This is a genomic window from Kribbella sp. NPDC104218 (assembly GCF_055584105.1).
The window spans coordinates 2,442,085-2,461,256 of record NZ_JBVJMQ010000001.1; the positions used below are offsets into that span (position 1 = coordinate 2,442,085).

The following is a 19,172-nucleotide window of genomic DNA, read 5'->3' on the forward strand; positions in this document are numbered from 1 at the left end:
GGGCGGGGAAGGAATCAGTTCAGCACTTCCAGTTCGGCCAGCTGCATCCGGTAGACCCCCGGGCTCTCCGCGCGCAGCTCGGTGCCGCGGACCTGCACGTACCGGGCGGTCGTCGTCGCGAAGGTGTGTGACACGGCTGCCGCGCCCGGCTGCGGTACGTCGTTCGCCGTCGCGACCGGGGTGAAATTGACCCCGTCCGTCGACGTCTCGATCACGTAGTCGATCGGGAAGAAGCCGCCGGTGCTCCCGCCGTCCGAGCGGGCGTAGAGGTCGACCTTGCTGATCCGGCTCGGCCCGCCGAGGTCCACCCGCGCCCACTGATCCGAGGCCGGGACGGCGGCGCTCGTCCAACCCATCGAGTTCCACAGCCGGGACTGCCGGGCGCCGTCGGTCAGGTTCGCCCGCAGCCAGCCTTCGTTCGCGAACTCCGAGGAGGACGACGAGCTGACCGGCCGTCCGGCAGCCAAGTTGCCCCCGGCCACTTCCACCTCGGCGAGCTGCATCCGGTAGGTGCCGAACGGGTCCTGGCCGAGTTTCGTCCCGACCACCTGCACGTAGCGGACGTCGCGAGCCGCGAAGCTGATCGATTGCGGGCCGCTCGGCCGCGGCTGGTTCGTCCGCGTCTCGACCGTCGTCCAATTCGTGTTGTCGGTCGACACCTGGACGGCGTAGTCGATCGGGAAACCGATCCCGGTGTTGTTCCCGTCGGTCCGCGGGTAGAGGTCGACCCGGCTGATCGAGCGAGTGGCGCCGAAGTCCAGCTTGACCGACTGCTGATCGGTCGCGCTCGCCGCGGCCGCCGACGTCCAGCCCATCGAGCTCGGGTCCGACGTACGCCGTCCGTCCGCGACGGCCGAGGAGCGCCAGCCGTCGCTGTCGTACGACGAGGAGACGGTGACGGCGGATCCTTCGGCCGGGTTGACGTCCGGGTTCAGCCGGACGTTGTCGAAGGACACGTTCACCCCGCCGCTGGCCAGGCCGACGCCGCCGGCCTTGAAGGCCGCGTCGGTTACGGTCAGCACCGGGGCCGACCCGGTCCCGGCGTATACGATGATCTTGTTGCCCCGGGCAATGACGCGCAGCCGGTTGACGGCGCCGGGGGTGTAGCCGGGCGCCTGCGCCCTGGCGAGGGTCGCGCCGGCCTTGAAGACGAAGACCTCGCCGTTGTTGCGCTGGGCCACCAGGTAGCCGCTCTCGAGGTCGGTCGGGTTGAGGTTCCGGACGACGAGCCCGGCCCAGTTCGTGTTGCCGCCGTTCGGGTTGACGCCCTTGATCTGCAGGTCGACGCTCGCGGCGACATCGCCGTACGCACGTCCTTCCAGACCCGCGACGTAGTTCCAGCCGTCGGTGGCGGTCTGGTTCAGCGTGCCGCCGGAGGCGGACCATGAGCCGGAGGTCGCCTGCCAGGACTGCGAACCGGCGGCGAAGTCGTCGGCGTACGGGTAGACCTGGTCCGGCCCGCCGGAGGTGAGCGCGTCCAGCACCTGCCGGTGGACGGCGTCGGCCGCGGCGCCCGACCGGTCCATCGTGTAGGAGTTCGTCAGCAGCGAGTTGGCGAGTGCCTTCGCCAGCACCGGCTTGGTCTTGGCCAGTTGGGTGAACAGCTCGAAGTCCTCGACGCCGTCCAGCTGGGCTTCGCTGCGGACGCTGTCGTAGACGTCGTACGCCGCGCGGTTCGGGCGGACGATGAAGTTGTCACCGTTCTGCGCGCCGTCGAAAGTGTCGAACCGCTCGTGGAGATCGCCGCCGTACCAGTAGTTCCAGCCCCAGTGCAGGTAACCGACCGACTCGGTCTTCCAGGCCATCAACGGCGTCAGCCGGGTTTTCGCCAGGTGCGACATGATGAAGCGGTTGAGGTACGCGCCCCGCGGGCTGATGCAGTTGTAGATCCAGAGCTCGTTCCCGTTCAGCCGCTTGGTCTGGAAGTGGCCGATGTTGTTCTCGTAGAGGTCCAGGATCGGCGTGTTCGCGGTGACGTTGGCGGTCGGGTTCAGGACGGCCAGCTCGGCCTCGTTGAGCTTCGGGTTCGGGAAGTACTTGCGGTAGATGTCGTACATCCAGTTCGCGCCGTCGGTGTCGGCCCGCTGCGTCGTCTCGTCGTTCGCGCTCATGTAGAAGATGTCGGTCAAACCCTTGGCGTCCAGGTGCTGCTTGAGCGCCGGGAACAGCTTGTTCAGGTACGCCGTCCCCTCGGCCGAGCCGGACGGCACCGGGACCATCTCCGTCGAGCCGTTGGCCGCCCGCTTGAGCATCTCGAGCCGGCTGGGTTGGCCGCCGCCGCTGCTCATCAGCAGGTGTGGCGTGTGGATCCACTGCAGGGCGCCGGCGTCGCGGTAGATCTGGATGAACCGGTCGAAGGTCTCCCAGCCGAACGTGTAGTTGCCGGCCGCATCGATCGTGGTGTTCGGGATCAGCAGCGCCTGGAAGTCCGCGAAAACCACGTTGTTCCGGTGCCGGGCGTGGTTGCGGGCCATCGCCTCCACCACCTTCCACCAGTTCGCGTCGTACATCTGGACGCCGTACTGGAGCGGGATCGCGCGGATCGTGCCTTGGTAGTCCCAGCCGGCGGACGTCGTCCAGTTGTTCAGCTTGAACGTCGACTGGTTGGTCGGCGGCAGCGTCGCGTTGTAAACGGTCAGCCGGACCGGTACGACGACGTCCCCGGCGCTGCTCTTGACCGTCGCCGTCCCCGTGTACAGGCCGGGCGTCGCGCCGGTGGGCACGCGCACGCTGTAGTGATACGGCTGGGTGACGTTGGCGTCCAAGGTCCGCGGCGTGTTCTCGACGAGGGCGTCGTAGTACCTCGACCCGGTGCCCTCACGCTCGGCGGCGGAGCCCCAGAAATCGGCCAGCGTGATATTCGGGTGCAGGTATTCACGCCGGACGGTGATGTCGGAGATGGTCGAGCCGCCCGGTCCGGTCAAGTTGCTGACAGCAACCGACACGTTCCCCGTCGACGCGGTCGGCCGGACGGCGATCTGCGCCGCCTCGGTCTCGTTCCGCGCGGCGTACAGGTCGATCGTGGAGGGCGCGCCCGCGGGGCGGGCGGTATCGGCGAAGAGCCGGTCGGCGGCGTTGTGCGTCCAGACCGGTGGCGGCGCCGCCTGAGCCGGCAGCGGTAGCAGCGCGGTCAGGACGACGGTGGACAGGGCTATAGCGAGAGCCGGCTTGCGCATTCACGTCCTCCGAACGGAGAGGAGAGGCAGAACAACGCAAGCAGTCTGAGCAGCGCGCTCAGAACAGGTCAAGACAAGTGACCTGACCAGAATCGGTCAGGTCTCTTGACGATCCGCCGCCGAGGCGGCCATTTCCCCGATCGTTAGACCACTCAGCACCGATTGAGGTTCGACGCTGGTGATATCCACTGCTGGATCGGCATCGTCGTCGCGGACCTTCACCAGCAGCCAGTCGGCCCCGGTGCGAGTGAAGGCCCAGGCTCCGGCCAGCTTCACGCCGTGCAACTGGAACTTGAAATGGCCGCGCTCGATCGCCGTCGCGGGATCGACCAACTGCTGTCGATCGTCCCGCGTGAGGTTCGTGTAGACCCCGGCGTCCCAGACGATCACCGCGCCACTGCCGTACTGGGCGCCGGCATGCACACCTTCGTACGACGCGTACTCGAGATCGTGGTCGGTGGTGAACACGGCCAGCCGCTTGACCGAAGGGTCCAGCGACGGGCCGCGTGGCACCGCCCACGACTTCAGGACGCCGTGCACCTCCAGCCGGACGTCGTAGTGCAGTCGCCTGGCGTCGTGCAACTGCACTACGAAGATCGGCCGGTGGCTCAAGCGGCAGCTGCCGCAGGCGGTTCGAGTTGATCGCGGAGCCGGTCCAGGATGCCGCGCAGCAGGCGGGAGACCTGCATCTGGCTGACGCCGATCTCGGCGCCGATATCGGCCTGCGTCTGCCCTTCGACGAACCGCAGCTCGAGGATCCGCCGTTCGCGGGGTTTCAGCTGGGTCAGCACCGGCTCGAGGACGGCGACCGCCTCGGTCCGCTCGAACGGGCTGTCCTCGTCGTCGGCGATCGTGTCACCCAGCCGGGTGGCGGCGTCGCCGTCCAGCGGACGGTCCAGCGAGAGCACGGTGAAACAGCCGTCCGCGGCCACCGCGTCCTCAACTTCGTTGACCTCGGCCCCTATTTCGTCGGCGATCTCCTGCTGGGTGGGCTCGCGGTGCAGGTCCTGCACCAGTTGCGGCCGGACGGACGCGATCGAGCCCTGCAGTTCCTGCAGGCGGCGCGGGATCCGGACCGTCCAGGAGCAGTCCCGGAAGTACCGTTTCACCTCGCCGCGGATGGTCGGCACGGCGTACGCCAGGAACGGCGTCCCGCTGCCCGGGTCGAAACCGCGGGCGGCCTTGACCAGGCCCAGGTACGCGACCTGGTCCAGATCATCGGTCTCCACACCGCGGCCCCGGAACCGGGACGCGATGCTGTGGGCGACTCCGAGATGCAACTCGATCGCTCGATCGAGGAGCTCCGCCCGGAGGCTCTCGTCGGTGCTGGCGGCTCGCCGGGCCAGGAGATCCTGGGTCTCGGCGTCTCGCTGCTGGTCGGCGCGCTGGGCGCCGGTGCTGACAGTTGCAGTGCTGTTCATGTTCTGACCTCGCGACGTGAGTCACGGCGCGGCACATGTCTGGACCGCGGTCAGGACCTCTCAAGGTCATTCCTACCCCACCCCGAGGGGTTTATACATCTCGGGTCCGTCTAAGGCTCCGTGATCAATTCGAGTTACCGCTAACGCCGCGTCACAATGCGGTTGTAGTCTTGTCGCTGCCACCCCCTCGTCTCCGCCCCTGTTCCGAAGTCAGGTGCCATGCCTCTCGCCTCTTTCCCGGCCAAAGGTGCCCCGTCCGCTACCGACACCCCCACGTCCGGTGACGTCCAGATCCGCGTCGGCGGCCGCTGGATCGCCGGTCACGAGCTCGGCCGCCGGCCGGGCGAGGTCCTGGTCAGCCATCACGGTCACCTGGTCTGGGTCGACAACGCCTCCGTGCGTCCGACCGGCTCCTGAGTGACAGACTGCCGCTGTGGAACTGCGGCAGCTGGAGTACTTCGTAGCAGTGGCGCACGAGCGCAGCTTCACGCTGGCCGCGCGCCGGTTGCACGTCGTCCAGAGTGCGGTGAGTGCCGCGATCGCTGCCCTGGAACGTGATCTGAAGGTCACGCTCTTCGAGCGGAACGCGCAGCGCGTCGTCCTGACCGAGGCCGGTACGGCGTTGTTACCCGAGGCGCTCGCGGTGATGGACGCCGTCCAGGGCGCCCGCGATGTCGTCGACGAGCTCGGCACCGGCATGCGCGGTACGGTCCGCGTCGGGCTGCTGCCCGGCCTCGGTCTGATCGATCTGCCGGCCGCGGCCGGTGACTTCCGGCGCCGCTATCCGAATGTCGAGTTGCAGCTGCGCGTGGACGCCGAGGGTTCGGCCGGCATCATGGTCGCGCTGCGTAACGGCGACATCGATGTCGGCTTCCTCGGGGTTGCGCAGGGTAGCGTCCCGCGTGAGCTGACCACCTGGGAGTTGCTGCGCGTTCCCCAAGTGTTGGCCGTCCCGGTCGGGCATCGGCTGGCGCGGCGGCGGTCGGTCACGCTGGCCGATCTCGCCGACGAGGCGTTCGTCGACTTCCCGCCCGGGTTCGGCACCCGGACGCTGATCGATCAGACCTTCGAGGCCGCCGGGATCGAGCGCCAGGTCGTCGTCGAGGCGCTCGGCATCGAGAACGGCGTCCAGTTCCTCGCGCACGGGGTCGGTCTCGGGATCCTGCCGGCGTACGCCGTCGCCGAGCTGGAGTCGGTCCGCGTCGTCCCGATCGTGGACGAGACCTTCGAGTGGTCGCTCTACATGGCGACGCTGCGCAAGCGGAAGCCGACCGCCGCCCTGCGTGCGCTGCTCGGGCTGGTCGGTACGCATCTGAAACAACCGCCAGGGACCGAGCTGGGCGAGCAGATGCATCAACAGAACTGATTCATTCATCGACTTGAGTCGTTGGACTTGATCCATTGTCCGGAGCACGATCGAGGTGTCAGCAGGAACGACACCAAGATCAGGAGTACGGACGATGACAGAGAACAACACCGGCGGGCGGGTCGCGATCGTGACCGGCGCCTCGAGCGGGATCGGCCGGGCGGCTGCCGTCCGGCTCGCTCATGACGGTTTCGCGGTGGTGATCGGCTACTCCGGCAGCAAGGAGCGCGCCGCGGAGGCCGTCCAGGAGGTCGTCGCCGGCGGCGGCCGGGCGATCGCCGTCCAGGCCGATGTCGCCGACGAGACCGCGGTGAGCGCCCTCTTCGACACCGCCGAGCAGGAGTTCGGTGGGGTCGACGTGGTGGTCAACTCGGCCGGGATCATGCCGCTCGCGCCGCTGGCCGAGCTCGACCTGGAGGTCTTCGACCAGATCGTCCGGACGAATCTGCGCGGCTCGTTCGTGGTCGACCAGCAGGCCGCCCGCCGGGTCCGCAGCGGCGGCGCGATCGTGAACATCTCCAGCTCGCTGACGTTGCTCGCACGCCCCGGCTACTCGGCGTACGCCGCGAGCAAGGGCGGCGTCGAGGCGATGACGCTGATCCTGGCCCGCGAGCTGCGCGGCCGCGACATCACCGTGAACGCCGTCGCCCCCGGCCCGACCGCGACCCCGCTGTTCCTGGACGGCAAGCCGCAGGAGCTGATCGACCGGATCGCCGCCGAGCCGCCGCTGGAACGCCTCGGGCAGCCGTCCGACATTGCCGAGGTCATCGCCTTCCTGGCCGGTCCCGCGCGCTGGATCAACGGCCAGGTCATCTACGCCAACGGAGGTTCCGCAGCATGAGCACCCACACCGTTCTGATCAGCGGCGCGTCGAGCGGTTTCGGCGCCCTGACCGCCCGCGCCCTCGTCGACGCCGGCCACCTCGTGTACGCCGGGATGCGCGACCTCGCCGGTCGGAACGCCGCCGCCGCGGCCGATGCCCAGGCCTACTCACCCAATCTGCGAGCCATCGAACTCGACGTCAGCTCGGAGGCCTCCGTCCAGCAGGCCGTCGACACGATCGTGCGTGAGCAAGGCCGGATCGACGTCCTGATCCACAACGCCGGGCACATGGTCACCGGGCCGTCCGAGGCGTTCACCCCCGAGCAGATCCTGGACATCTACGACACGAACGTCGTCGGCGCGCAGCGGCTGAACCGCGCGGCGCTGCCGGTGCTGCGCGGGCAGCAGGACGGGCTGGTCATCTGGGTCGGCAGCTCGAGCACCCGCGGCGGTACCCCGCCGTACCTTGGCCCGTACTTCGCGGCGAAGGCCGGGATGGACGCGCTGGCGGCGTCGTACGCGCTGGAGCTGGCCCGGTTCGGGATCGAGACGACCATCGTCGTCCCGGGGGCCTTCACCCACGGCACGAACCACTTCCTGCACAGCGGATCGCCGGCCGATCTGGACGTCGTCGCGGCGTACGAGACGAAGTACGCCGGGCTGATGGATCAGGTCGGGCAGCGGCTGGCCGACCTGGAGCCGGAGTGGTCGGACGTCGGCGAGGTCGCGAAGCTGATCGTGTCGGTCGTCGAGACCGAGAAGGGTAAGCGGCCGTTCCGCGCCAGCTACGACCCGTCGGACGACGGCGCGATCGTGGTCAACGCGGTCGCGGACCGGGTCCGCTCCGAGTTCCTGCACCGCATCGGACTGGAAGACCTTCTCCACCCGACCGCATGACTGTCCACCAGCACTTCCTCCCGCCCGAATACGTCGTGGCGGCCGAGCGAGCCGGGCATCTCCGTCCTGACGGGCTGCCCGGCTGGCCGGTCGTCCAGCCGCCGGCCGCGGACGCCGTCCTCTCCCTGCTATCGCCGGGCGTGCACTTCGGCGACGACTTCCGCGCGCGGATCCTGGCCCGGCGCGTCAACGAGTACGCCGCCGGGCTGCCGGCGAGCTTCTTGGCCAGCCTCCCGCTACCGGACGTCGAGGGCTCGCTAGTCGAGCTCGACTACGCCTTCGACGCCCTGCGCGCGGACGGCGTCGTCCTCCTCAGTAATGCCTCCGGGCAGTACCCGGGGGAGCCGGCCTGGGAACCGCTCTGGCGCGCACTGAACGAGCGCCGGGCCTTGGTGCTCCTGCATCCCACCTCGCCACCCCAGTGGCGACAGGTCGCCCTCGATCGGCCGCGACAGCTGATCGAGTTCCCGTTCGAGACGGCCCGCGCGGTCACCGATCTGACCTTGACCGGCGTCCTCGCCCGGCACCCCGACATCCGCTTCGCGATCGCCGCCGGCGAGCTCTTACCGGCCCTCTCCGACCGCGTGCAGGCGGCCGGTGGCGACGTGGTGGCGTGGAAGACCTTCGACTTCGTCGACTGCTGTCCGCGTTAGGTACCCCGGCGGGCCCTGACAGCTCCGCCGGGGTGGCTCTGTTGATCACTCAACAAGCACCGGATCGTATGCGGTAAACCCTCTCCCGGGGAGGGGGTGTCTCAGAAAAGCTGACGGCGCGGGCTTATCGTTGGTAGTTGCAACCAAATCTGTTGTTGGCTGGGTGAGGACCTGCCGGCCGCTTCCGCCCCGGAGCAGCGACTTCGCGCTGCCCCGGCCGTAGCGATCCGCGTCCGAAACGGAACCCGATGTCAGCCACCGCCACCTCGCGGCCCCCGCAGTACCAGTCGATGTACGCCGCCGCCGTCCCCGCGCCGGCCGATCCAGAACTCTCGCATCGGCAGATCCTGGAGATCCTGTCCGGGTTGCTGGCGGCGCTGTTCACCGCGGTGCTGAGCTCGACGATCGTCAGCAACGCGCTGCCGACGATCATCGCGGACCTCGAGGGCAGCCAGACGCAGTACACCTGGGTCGTCACCGCCAGCCTGCTCGCGATGACCGTGTCGACGCCGGTCTGGGGCAAGCTCTCCGATCTGATGAGCAAGAAGCTGCTCGTCCAGCTCGCGACCGTCCTGTTCGTGATCGGCTCCGCGCTGGCCGGGATGGCGCACAACGTGCCGTTCCTGATCGGCGCGCGGGTGTTGCAGGGCCTCGCGATGGGCGGGCTGATGGCGCTCGCGCAGGCGATCATCGGCGCCGCGATCCCGCCGCGCGATCGCGGCCGGTACTCCGGCTACATGGGTGCGGTGATGGCCGTCGCGACGGTCTCCGGGCCGCTCGTCGGCGGGGTCATCGTGGACACGTCGTGGCTCGGGTGGCGCTGGTGCTTCTACGTCTGCGTGCCGCTGGCCGTGGTCGCGATGATCATCCTGCAGCGGTATCTGCAGCTGCCGGTGATCAAGCGGCCGATCAAACTCGACTACCTCGGCGCGGTGCTGATCGCGGGTGCGGCCAGCCTGCCGCTGATCTGGGTCTCGTTCGCCGGGCAGCACTTCCCGTGGTGGTCCTGGGAGACCGGCGCCTACTTGGGCGGTACGGCGGTGCTCGCGCTGCTGGCCGTCGTCGTCGAGACCCGCGCGCGGGATCCGCTCGTCCCGGTCGCCGTCGTCCGGGAGCGGACGACGGCGCTGGCGATCCTGGCCAGCCTCGCGGTCGGGATCGCGATGTTCGGCAGCGCGGTCTTCCTCGGGCAGTACTTCCAGGTCGCGCGCGGGTACAGCCCGACCGAGGCCGGGTTGTTGACGATCCCGATGATGTTCGGCTCGTTCCTCGGCTCGGTCGGCTCCGGTCAGCTGATCACCCGGACCGGGAAGTGGAAGCGCTACCTGGTGCTCGGCGGGCTCTTCCTGACCGCCGGCCTCGGCGTCCTCGGCACCATCGACCACGAGAGCGCCTACTGGTACGTCGGCCTCGGCATGCTCGGGATGGGCGTCGGCATGGGCATGATGATGCAGAACCTGGTGCTCGCCGTCCAGAACACCGTCGACGTCACGCAGGTCGGGGCGTCGAGTGCGACGGTCACCTTCTTCCGCAGCCTGGGCGGCGCGGTCGGTGTGTCGGTGCTGGGCGCGGTGCTCGCGAGCCGGGTCACCGAGCTGATCGCGTCGAACCTGCGGGCCCAGGGCATCGCGCCGCCGAGTGGCGCGAGCGGTTCGGTACTCGACGTGAACGCGTTGCCGGCGCCGGTCGCCGAGGTCGTTCGGCACGCGTACGGCGATGCGACCGGGCGGATCTTCGTCATCGCGGCGGCGTCCGCGGTGGTCAGTCTGCTGGCTGTCCTCTTCATCCGCGAGGTGCCGCTTCGGCGTACCGTCGCGCTGATCGACGAACTGGAGGCCGACGTGGCCGTCGAACCGACTCCCGCCGACCCGGCCGAACGGGCGGCGATCGTCGCCCTCGACGTCATCACCGCGGCCGAGCGGACCGCCCGCGAACGCGAGCGCGAAGCCGGCGAACGCGTCCAGGCCGCCGCCAACACCATCCGCCAGATGCGCACCGACGTCGCCGACCTCTTCAGCCGCGTCGACCAGCAGATCGCCGCTCTCGAGGACACCCTCCCGGACGCCGTCCCACAGCCCGCCGCCGCCCTCCTCGAAGCGCACCGCACCGACACCGACCTGGCCGCCGAACTCCGCCGCTACGAACTCAGCGTTCTCAGCGCCAGCCAGCGCACCGCCGACCACCTCCGCGAAACCGCTCGATCCGAAGCCGACCACCTCCTCGCCGAAGCCCGCGCCGAAGAACAAGAAATCCGCACCCGCATCACCGAACTCCAAGCCGTAGAACACCGCCTCCTCACCCAAATCCGCGAAGGCCTCACCCCCACCCCGCCCGCCCCGAGCCAGTCGCCCCCGCCAGCACCTCCCGCCCCCACACCACCAGCCGCCGTCCCCACCCCGGCGTCCGAGCACCGGGTGCTTCCCCCCGCCCACCTGCACTACACCGGCAACGGCTACCCCGAACCCGATCCGGCCCACCGCCAGCCGTTCGGGTGAGGAGGCGGCTTCAAGGACAGGAGGTGGGCGGGGATTAGGGCCGCTGGCGCGGGTTGTGCGGCGGGAGGGGGGAGGTACTACCTGTCCTTCGTGTCGGCGGGGGATGGTGGAATGTGGGCGTGACGGCTTGGGACGTGGAGCGGGTGCTGGGGTTGGCGCCTGATGCTGCGTCGGCGAAGGCCGGGCAGGGGTTGGCCAAGGCGGGGAAGTGGTCGGGGGTGGGCGCCTCCGATCGGGCGGTGTGGGGGTTGTGCCAGGGGAGTGGGAAGGCGCCGTACCAGACCGCGGTGGATGTGAGTGGTCCGGCGTACAAGTGCTCGTGCCCGAGCCGGAAGTTTCCTTGTAAGCATGCGCTGGGTTTGTTGCTGTTGTGGGCGGGTGGCGAGGTCGGACCTGGGGAGGAGCCGGAGTGGGTGGCTTCGTGGGTGGGGAAGCGGGCTGAGCGACCGGAGCGGAAGCCTGGTGAGGTGGCTGATCCGATCGCGGCGCAGGAGCGGGCTTCGCGCCGGGCGGATCGGGTGTCAGCCGGGATGGCGGAGCTGGCGAGCTGGCTGGACGATCAGGTCCGGCAGGGATTGGGCGGGTTCGACCAGCGGGCGTACACCGAGCTGAACCGGTTGGCGGCGCGCATGGTCGACGCGCAAGCGCCGGGGGTCGCCAATGCCGTACGACGTGCGGCCGCGGTCGTCGGCCGTGGTCACGGCTGGCCCGGCGAGCTCCTCGAAGAGCTTTCGCTGATCCACCTGATCGTCGCCGCCCACGGTCGCCTCGACGAACTACCACCGGCCCTGGCCGACACCGTCCAGGCCCGCATCGGCTGGACGATCGAGTCCGCTCGCGTCCTCGCCGACGGCGAGCAGGTCAGTGACGACTGGCTCATCCTCGGTCGCGTGATCGAACCCGACGACCGCCTCACCACCCGGCGCGTTTGGTTGCGGGGGGCAACGACTGGACGGATCGCTCTGCTGCTCTCCTTCGCCGCCGCGGGCCGTCCCCTCGATCCGCTCCCGGCTCGCCCCGGTGAGTACGTCCCCGGCACACTGTCCTTCTACCCCGGCGCCCTGCCCCTCCGTGCCCTCCTCACCCAATCCGCCCCGCGCCTCCCCGCGCCTACCCCCACCGGATCCACCGCCCACCAAGCCCTGGCCTCGTACGTCGAATCCGTCTCCGCCGACCCCTGGAACGAACGCTGGCCTCTCGTCCTTCAAGACGTCCGCCCAGCTCCCCACGGCGCCGGCTGGGCCCTCGTCGACCCCACCGGCGAAGCCCTGGAACTCCTCCCGAACACCGACCCCTGGAAGCTCCTCGCCCTCTCCGCCGGCGCCCCGCTGACCGTCGCCGGCGAATGGAACCGAGCCGGCCTCCGCCCCCTCACCTGCTGGCACAACAACCGCCCGGTGGTCCTGTGAAGGGCTGGGACGGGCTGGTGAGTTCCGCGCTGCTCGGGACGGATCGGCGGCCTGCACACTTTGAAGAGTTGCCGGACGACGTGCGGGAGCGGCTCGGTGACGGCGGGTTGCTGGATGCTGCCGCGCTTGCGACGGTCTATCGGCGGGCCGGACGACGGCCGTTGGTCGGAGTCGAGCCGCTGGCGGCGGCGGATGGAGCGGATCGGCCGTTGCCGCGGCCGGCCGCGGTGCGGCGGTTGGCGGCGATGCTCGGCGGGTTCCAGACGACCGCGCTGGGTGAGTGGTTGCGCGCGGCGGAGGCGCAAGGCTGGGGCGTGCCACCGGAGTACTTGCCGGAGTTGGCCGATCATGCCCGGCATCGGGCCGAGTACCGGCCGTTGGTGATTGCAGCGGCGGGGCGCCGCGCGAGTTGGTTGGCCGATCTGAACCCGGAGTGGCGGTTCCTGCACGCTGTGGTTGCTAAGGGCAACAACATTGAATTGTGGACGCACGGGGACGGCGTCCAGCGGCGAAGCTGGTTGCGGGATCGGCGGCGGACGGATCCGGCTGACGCGTTGGAGGCGTTGCGCGAGGTCTGGCCGACCGAGTCGGCGGCCACGAGAGCTGATTTCCTGACGCTGCTCACCGATGGGCTCGACCTTCGCGACGAGGAGTTCCTCGAGTCAGCGCTCGACGACCGTTCCCGTGAGGTACGCCGAGCTGCAGCGCGCCTGCTCACTCGACTGCCCGGTAGTCGCCTCCAGCAACGAATGACCGAGCGCCTGCACGCGCATCTCCTCGGAACCCAGGGCGTCCTGGCCGTTGAGCTGCCGCGCAGTCTGACCACCGCGATGGAGCGCGACGGCATCGAGGCCCGAGTCGAAGGCCTGGGCCAGCGAGCCGGGTTGCTCCGTCAGCTCATCGCGGCGACTCCGCTCGCCGAGATGGACCTCGAGTGGTTGAAGCTGCCCGCCGAAGGGGTTGCGGTCGAGGTGCTGCAGAGCGGATGGACGGAGGCGGTCGTCCGCGAAGGCAGCCAACCCGCGCCGAGCCGAGAGCTGGCAACAGTCTGGGCGCGCGAGCTGTTGCGCGCCTCGGCCAACACCGGCACACGCAGTCCGGCCGAGTTACTACGGCTGCTCCCACCCGACGAGTGGGCGCCCGCAGTCACCGCGCTGCGCAAGACCGTCGACATCACCGAGCTGGTCGGCGGCCTTCCCGTCCCCTGGCCCGCAACCCTGGCGACCGACCTGCTCGACCAGCTGGCTAAGGCCGGCAGTGGTCGCGACTGGGCCCGCCTCGCGAGCGTGACCGCGCGCGCCGTCCCACCCGAAGTGCTCGACCATCCGATCACCCGCGAGTCCACCGGCGAAGAAGACACCTGGCGCCGCCGTCTCGTCGAGACCCTGACCTTCCGCCGCGAAATGTACGAGGAGCTTTCATGACTGAGGTACTGCGGCCGCACGCCGAGACCGAGTACGCCGACGAGCTGGCGGCCCTGGCGAGCGCGGACGATCGGCCGCGGCCGCCGGCCTGGCAGTTGTCGCCGAGTGCGGTCGTGACGTATCTGCTCGGCGGTCAGGCCGGCGGGGTCGAGATCACGCCCAAGTACGTCGGGCCGCGGCGGCTGATCGAGGTGGCCGTGGCAACGCTGGCGACGGATCGGGCCTTGTTGTTGCTCGGCGTACCGGGGACGGCGAAGACCTGGGTCAGTGAGCATCTCGCGGCCGCGATCAGCGGGGACTCGACACTGCTCGTCCAGGGGACGGCGGGGACGGCCGAAGAGGCGATCCGGTACGGGTGGAACTACGCGCAGCTGATCGCGCAGGGCCCGAGCGAGGGCGCGCTGGTGCCGAGCCCGGTCCAGCGGGCGATGGCGGATGCCAAGATCGCCCGGATCGAGGAGCTGACCCGGATGCCGTCCGACGTCCAGGACGCGCTGATCACGATCCTGTCCGAGAAGACGCTGCCGATCCCCGAGCTGGCGACCGAAGTCCAAGCCCGTAAGGGTTTCAACGTGATCGCCACCGCGAACGACCGGGACAAGGGCATCAACGAGCTGTCCAGCGCGCTCCGCCGCCGCTTCAACACGGTCGTCCTCCCGCTGCCGGAGTCCGCCGAGGACGAGGTCGGCATCGTCTCCCGCCGCGTCGCCCAGCTCGGCTCCGCGCTCGAACTGCCGCCCGCGGACGACGCCCTCGACGAGATCCGCCGGGTCGTGACGATCTTCCGCGAGCTGCGCGAGGGCCGCACCGAGGACGGCCGGACGGCGGTGAAGTCGCCGTCCGGGACGCTGTCGACGGCCGAGGCGATCAGCGTGGTCACCGGTGGCCTCGCCCTCGCCGCGCACTTCGGCGACGGCGTCCTCCGCCCGACGGACGTCGCCGGCGGCATCCTCGGCGCCGTCATCAAGGACCCGTCGGCGGATCGCGTCGTCTGGTCGGAGTACCTGGAGACCGTCGTCCGCGAGCGCGACGACTGGGCCGTCTTCTACCGCGCCTGCCGAGAGATCTCGGGATGACCGTTCACCTCTTCGGGATTCGGCATCACGGGCCGGGGTCGGCGCGGGCGGTCGCGACCGCGCTGGCTGAGCTGCGGCCGGACGTCGTACTGATCGAGGGGCCGCCCGAGGCGGACAAAGTGGTCGAGCTGGCGTCGTCGGCGGAGATGGAGCCGCCGGTGGCGTTGCTGGCGTACGCCGTAGACGATTCGACCCGGGCGGCGTTCTGGCCATTCGCGGTCTTCAGCCCGGAGTGGCAGGCGATCAAGTACGGGTTGGCGGCCGGGGTGCCGGTGCGGTTCTGCGATCTGCCGGCCGCGCAGCAGTTCGCGTCGGCCAAAGGAGAGGGACGGCGAGGGCTGTCGATCGACCCGCTCGCGACGCTGGCGAACGCCGGCGGGTACGACGATCCCGAGCGCTGGTGGGACGACGTCATCGAATCGCGCCGGGAGGGCGCCGAGCCGTTCACCGTGATCGCCGACGCGATGCGCGAGCTCCGCCACGGCGAGCAGGCGACCGGCCGCGAGGCGCAGCGCGAGGCCTACATGAGAACCGTTGTCCGCAAGGCGATGCGCGAGGGTTTCGAGCGGATCGCGGTGGTCTGCGGGGCCTGGCACGTCCCGGCCCTGGAGCAGCCGTTGCCGCCGGCAACACATGACGCCCGCATCCTCAAAGGGCTGCCCAAACGCAAGGTCGCCTGTACCTGGGTGCCTTGGACGCACGGCCGGCTCGCGGCGACCAGCGGGTACGGCGCCGGCATCACCTCACCCGGCTGGTACCACCACCTCTTCACCGCACCCGACCAAATCACCACCCGTTGGCTGACCAAGGTCGCCCAGGTCCTCCGCGCCGAGGACCTGCCGGTGTCGAGCGCGCACGTGATCGAGGCGGTCCGGCTCGCCGACACGCTGGCGGCGCTCCGCGGCCGTCCGCTGGTCGGGCTGAGCGAGGTGACCGAAGCAACGAGAGCAGTGCTCTGCAACGGGAACGATGTTCTCCTCGACCTCGTCACCCGGGAGGCCGTCGTCGGCGAGCTGCTCGGGACCGTTCCCGGCGCGACCCCGCAGGCGCCGGTCGCGGCCGACCTCGCGGCCCAGGCCCGGCGGCTCCGGATGAAACGCGACGCGACCGAGCGCGTGATCGAGCTCGACCTGCGCAAACCGAACGACCTGGAGAAGTCCCGCCTGCTGCATCGCCTCCGGATCCTCGGCGTCCATTGGGGTGTCCCGGCCACGGACGAACGCCGCGCGCAGGGCACCTTCCGGGAGATGTGGCGCCTGACCTGGGATCCGGGTCTGGAGGTCGAGCTGGTCGCGGCCGGCGCCCACGGGACGACGGTCGTCGGCGCCGCGACCACCGTCATGCTCAAGGTTGCCGCCGACTCCGCGACCCTGGCCGAGATCACGGCGGCGTTGGAGAAATCGCTCTTAGCTGACCTGGCCGACGCCCTCCCCGAGCTGCTCCGAGGCGTCGACACCCGGGCCGCGGCCGATGCCGACGTCGGGCATCTGATGGAGGCGCTGCCCGCCCTCGCCCGCTCGTCCCGGTACGGCGACGTCCGCGGCACCGACACCGCCGGGCTCGGCGCGGTCGCGAGCCGGATGGTCTCCCGGATCTGCGCCGGCCTCGGCCGCACCGTCCACGGCCTCGACCCGGACGCCGCGAACGCCGTCCAGGAGCTGATCGACGGCGTCCAGGACGCGACCGCGTTGCTGGCTGAAGAAGTCCGCGCCGAATGGTTGCGAACGCTGGAGGGGTTGAGCGACCGGACGTCGGTCCCGCCGCTGATCCGCGGCCGGCTGACCCGGCTGATGCTCGACACCTCTCGCCTGGCCGACCACGAGGTCGCGCTCCGCCTCGGCCGCGCGCTCACCGCGGGGACGCCGACCGCCGACGCGGCCGGCTACGTCGAAGGCTTCCTGGCCGGTGGCGGCCTGCTGCTCATCCACGACGAGCGCCTGCTCGCCCTGGTCGACGGCTGGCTCGGCTCAATCCCGGACGACGCCTTCACCGAGGTTCTCCCGTTGCTCAGAAGGACTTTCGGCACCTTCGCCGCACCCGAACGCCGGACGATCGGCGCCCGCGCCAAGGTCCTGGCCGACCCGGAGAGCGCCGCAACCGTCGCGGACGACGACCTGGACGCCGAGCTGGCCGCGACCACGCTGCCGGTCGTCGCCCAGCTCCTGGGGGTCGGATGACCGACGAACGCCTTCGCCGCTGGCGCCTCGTCCTCGGCAGCGAAGCCGAGGACGAGACCGGCGCCACGCTCTCGACGGCCGACCTGTCGATCGACAAGGCGCTCGCCGCCCTGTACGACGCCGCCCCGGGCGAGCACACCGGCCAACGGGCCTCCGGGCTCGGGTCGTCCGCGCCGCGGGTGGCGCGCTGGCTCGGCGACATCCGGCAGTACTTCCCGAGCACCGTCGTCCAGGTCATGCAGCGGGACGCCGTCGAGCGGCTCGGCATCACCCGGATGCTGATGGAGCCTGAGCTGCTCGGCGCGGTGGAGCCCGACGTCCACCTGGTCAGCACGCTGCTCGCGCTCAACGAGGTGATGCCCGAGGAGACCAAGCAGACCGCCCGCGAGGTGGTCGGCCGCGTCGTCCGCGAGCTGGAGGCGCGGCTCGCCGAGCGGACCAGGGCAGCCGTCACCGGCGCTCTCGACCGCGCGGGCCGGACCGGCCGGCCGCGGCACTCCGACATCGACTGGGACCGGACGATCCGGGCCAACCTCAAGCACTTCTCACCGGCCCTCGGCACGATCGTCCCGGACCGGCTGGTCGGCTACGCGCGACGCAACCACAGCATTCAGCGGGACGTCGTCCTCGCCATCGACCAGTCCGGCTCGATGGCGGAGTCGGTGGTGTACGCCGCCCTGTTCGGCGCGGTCCTCGGGTCGATCCGCACGCTGCGGACCAGTCTGGTCGTCTTCGACACGGCCGTGGTCGACCTGACCGACCAGCTCGACGACCCGGTCGACGTCCTGTTCGGCACCCAGCTTGGCGGCGGGACGGATATCAACCGCGCGCTCACGTACTGCGAGTCGCTCGTCACCAAACCTTCGGACACCGTTCTCGTACTGATCTCCGATCTCTACGAAGGTGGGGTGCGCGAGGAATTGTTGCGGCGGGCCCGTGGTTTGGTGGAGTCAGGGGTGCAGGTGATGGCGTTGCTGGCACTGGCCGACTCCGGCACCCCGTCGTACGACGCCGAGAACGCGGCCGCGCTCGTGGAGCTCGGCGTCCCGACCTTTGCCTGTACCCCGGACCGGTTCCCGGATCTGATGGCGGCCGCCATCAGGCACGAGGACATCACCGGCTGGGCCGCGACCAACCTGACCTGAGAGGAACCCGATGACCACCGTCGAACTGACCCGCTTCCGCGTCCTGCCGGAGAAGGCCGAGGAGCTGCTCGCGGCACGGGCCGACATGCTGACGGACTTCGAGGCCGACCGCACCGGCTTCCTGAACGCCCGCCTGGTCCGCCTACCGAACGACGAATGGCTCGACATCGTCGAGTGGGAGTCCGCCGAGGACTTCGCCGCCTCCCGCGAAAAAGGCGGCAACCTCCCCGGTATCGCCCGCTTCTTCGCCGCCATCGACTCCCTCGTCACCGCCGAAGAGGGCACGATCGATTGAGTGATCCGGGGGCCGGCGCGGCCCCCGGAGACCGTCCTCAGCTGTGTGTGACGGAGACGTTGTAGACGACGACTTCGCCGTAGTTGGCGGTGCTGCAGGGGGCGGAGTTCGTGCAGTTGGCCTGGGTGTAGACGCCGGCCTTGAAGTAGCCGCCGGTGAACGTCTTCGGGATCGTTGCCTGCAGCACGTTGTTGTAATAGGCCTTGATCGAGCCGTTGCTGACCACGAACTTGGCCTGGAACCGGGTGCCGAGCTGGTAGTTGCTGGTGATCAGCTTGTAGCTCGAGTTGTTCTCGTCGGTGACGTAGAGGCTGGAGCCGTTCAGGCGGAAGGTCGCCATGTCGTTGCCGTTGTGGATCTGGCCGGCGACGACCTGCGGTTTGTCGTTCGGCCGGTGCGTGATGGCCTGGTCGATGACGAGTGTGTGCGTACCGGACGTCGACGACCAGGACGCCGCCGACGAGCCGTTCATCTCGCGGAGTTCGGAGCGCGCGTACGTCGTGTTCGGGGTGGTGACGCCGTTGACCGCGTTGCGGAAGCGGACGCCGTTGCAGTTCGGCTGATCGTTGAACCAGGGGGAGAGCTCGAAGCTGTTCAGCTGCGGCTGCCTGACCTGGCGGACCTGCGTACCGGACTGGTTGGGGTCGTCGACGGGCAGTTGCAGCGTCCAGTTGGCCAGGTTCAGTACGTCACCAGGTACTGAACAGGCTGCCGGGGCTGCGGTCGCCGTACCGGTGAGTGCCGTGGCGCTCACGAGGGCGGCGGTGAGGAGCGATCGGATGAACATGCGGTCTCCTTCGGGGCGGGGCCTACCTG

At 69.8% G+C, this 19,172-nt stretch carries 16 protein-coding genes; 12 read left to right on the forward strand and 4 right to left on the reverse strand.

Annotated features, from left to right (window positions below; genetic code table 11):
* Positions 1–14: 14 nt before the first annotated feature.
* The 3 genes from ACZ6ZD_RS11630 to ACZ6ZD_RS11640 all read right to left on the reverse strand — a co-directional run bounded on the left by ACZ6ZD_RS11630 (position 15) and on the right by ACZ6ZD_RS11640 (position 4,597).
* Positions 15–3,176 carry a glycoside hydrolase domain-containing protein gene (locus tag ACZ6ZD_RS11630; RefSeq protein ID WP_465670879.1) on the reverse strand — a complete coding sequence of 1,054 codons (3,162 nt, stop codon included), beginning with the start codon at positions 3,174–3,176 and terminating at the stop codon, positions 15–17.
* 96 nt (positions 3,177–3,272) lie between these two features.
* The gene (locus ACZ6ZD_RS11635; RefSeq protein WP_465670881.1) at positions 3,273–3,788 is read right to left on the reverse strand and encodes a DNA polymerase ligase N-terminal domain-containing protein; all 516 of its coding nucleotides are present in this window, start codon (positions 3,786–3,788) and stop codon (positions 3,273–3,275) included.
* Positions 3,785–4,597, reverse strand: coding sequence for a SigB/SigF/SigG family RNA polymerase sigma factor (locus ACZ6ZD_RS11640; RefSeq protein ID WP_465670883.1), 813 nt, complete (start codon positions 4,595–4,597; stop codon positions 3,785–3,787). Before ACZ6ZD_RS11640 ends, ACZ6ZD_RS11635 begins: the two co-directional genes overlap by 4 nt.
* 219 nt (positions 4,598–4,816) lie before the next feature.
* On the opposite strand from ACZ6ZD_RS11640, the gene ACZ6ZD_RS11645 reads away from it, so the two are divergent.
* The 12 genes from ACZ6ZD_RS11645 to ACZ6ZD_RS11700 all read left to right on the forward strand — a co-directional run bounded on the left by ACZ6ZD_RS11645 (position 4,817) and on the right by ACZ6ZD_RS11700 (position 18,356).
* Positions 4,817–5,014, forward strand: a complete 198-nt coding sequence (locus tag ACZ6ZD_RS11645; protein WP_465670885.1) for a hypothetical protein — start codon at positions 4,817–4,819, stop codon at positions 5,012–5,014.
* 16 nt (positions 5,015–5,030) lie between these two features.
* Positions 5,031–5,963 (forward strand): LysR family transcriptional regulator, encoded by a 933-nt coding sequence (locus ACZ6ZD_RS11650; protein WP_465670887.1) that lies wholly within the window; start codon positions 5,031–5,033, stop codon positions 5,961–5,963.
* A 94-nt stretch (positions 5,964–6,057) separates the two neighbouring features.
* Positions 6,058–6,804, forward strand: coding sequence for an SDR family oxidoreductase (locus ACZ6ZD_RS11655; RefSeq protein WP_465670889.1), 747 nt, complete (start codon positions 6,058–6,060; stop codon positions 6,802–6,804).
* Positions 6,801–7,682 carry an SDR family oxidoreductase gene (locus ACZ6ZD_RS11660; protein WP_465670891.1) on the forward strand — a complete coding sequence of 294 codons (882 nt, stop codon included), beginning with the start codon at positions 6,801–6,803 and terminating at the stop codon, positions 7,680–7,682. Before ACZ6ZD_RS11655 ends, ACZ6ZD_RS11660 begins: the two co-directional genes overlap by 4 nt.
* On the forward strand, positions 7,679–8,335 hold the full coding sequence (locus ACZ6ZD_RS11665; RefSeq protein WP_465670893.1) for an amidohydrolase family protein: 657 nt from the start codon (positions 7,679–7,681) through the stop codon (positions 8,333–8,335). Before ACZ6ZD_RS11660 ends, ACZ6ZD_RS11665 begins: the two co-directional genes overlap by 4 nt.
* A 248-nt stretch (positions 8,336–8,583) precedes the next feature.
* Positions 8,584–10,830, forward strand: a complete 2,247-nt coding sequence (locus ACZ6ZD_RS11670) for an MFS transporter (RefSeq protein ID WP_465670895.1) — start codon at positions 8,584–8,586, stop codon at positions 10,828–10,830.
* Between the two features lie 119 nt (positions 10,831–10,949).
* Entirely contained in the window at positions 10,950–12,239 is a 1,290-nt protein-coding gene (locus tag ACZ6ZD_RS11675; RefSeq protein ID WP_465670897.1) for an SWIM zinc finger family protein, read from the forward strand.
* A gap of 17 nt (positions 12,240–12,256) precedes the next feature.
* Positions 12,257–13,663 carry a DUF5691 domain-containing protein gene (locus ACZ6ZD_RS11680; RefSeq protein WP_465670899.1) on the forward strand — a complete coding sequence of 469 codons (1,407 nt, stop codon included), beginning with the start codon at positions 12,257–12,259 and terminating at the stop codon, positions 13,661–13,663.
* Positions 13,660–14,739, forward strand: coding sequence for an ATP-binding protein (locus tag ACZ6ZD_RS11685; RefSeq protein ID WP_465670901.1), 1,080 nt, complete (start codon positions 13,660–13,662; stop codon positions 14,737–14,739). Before ACZ6ZD_RS11680 ends, ACZ6ZD_RS11685 begins: the two co-directional genes overlap by 4 nt.
* Complete coding sequence (locus ACZ6ZD_RS11690) at positions 14,736–16,916, forward strand: DUF5682 family protein (protein ID WP_465670903.1); 2,181 nt, start codon at positions 14,736–14,738, stop codon at positions 16,914–16,916. The genes ACZ6ZD_RS11685 and ACZ6ZD_RS11690 overlap by 4 nt, the downstream gene beginning before the upstream one ends.
* On the forward strand, positions 16,913–18,061 hold the full coding sequence (locus ACZ6ZD_RS11695) for a VWA domain-containing protein (RefSeq protein WP_465670904.1): 1,149 nt from the start codon (positions 16,913–16,915) through the stop codon (positions 18,059–18,061). Before ACZ6ZD_RS11690 ends, ACZ6ZD_RS11695 begins: the two co-directional genes overlap by 4 nt.
* Before the next feature lie 10 nt (positions 18,062–18,071).
* Positions 18,072–18,356, forward strand: a complete 285-nt coding sequence (locus ACZ6ZD_RS11700; RefSeq protein WP_465670906.1) for an antibiotic biosynthesis monooxygenase family protein — start codon at positions 18,072–18,074, stop codon at positions 18,354–18,356.
* 37 nt (positions 18,357–18,393) lie between these two features.
* On the opposite strand, the gene ACZ6ZD_RS11705 is transcribed toward ACZ6ZD_RS11700, so the two are convergent.
* On the reverse strand, positions 18,394–19,143 hold the full coding sequence (locus tag ACZ6ZD_RS11705; RefSeq protein ID WP_465670908.1) for a polysaccharide lyase family 7 protein: 750 nt from the start codon (positions 19,141–19,143) through the stop codon (positions 18,394–18,396).
* Positions 19,144–19,172 lie beyond the last annotated feature (29 nt).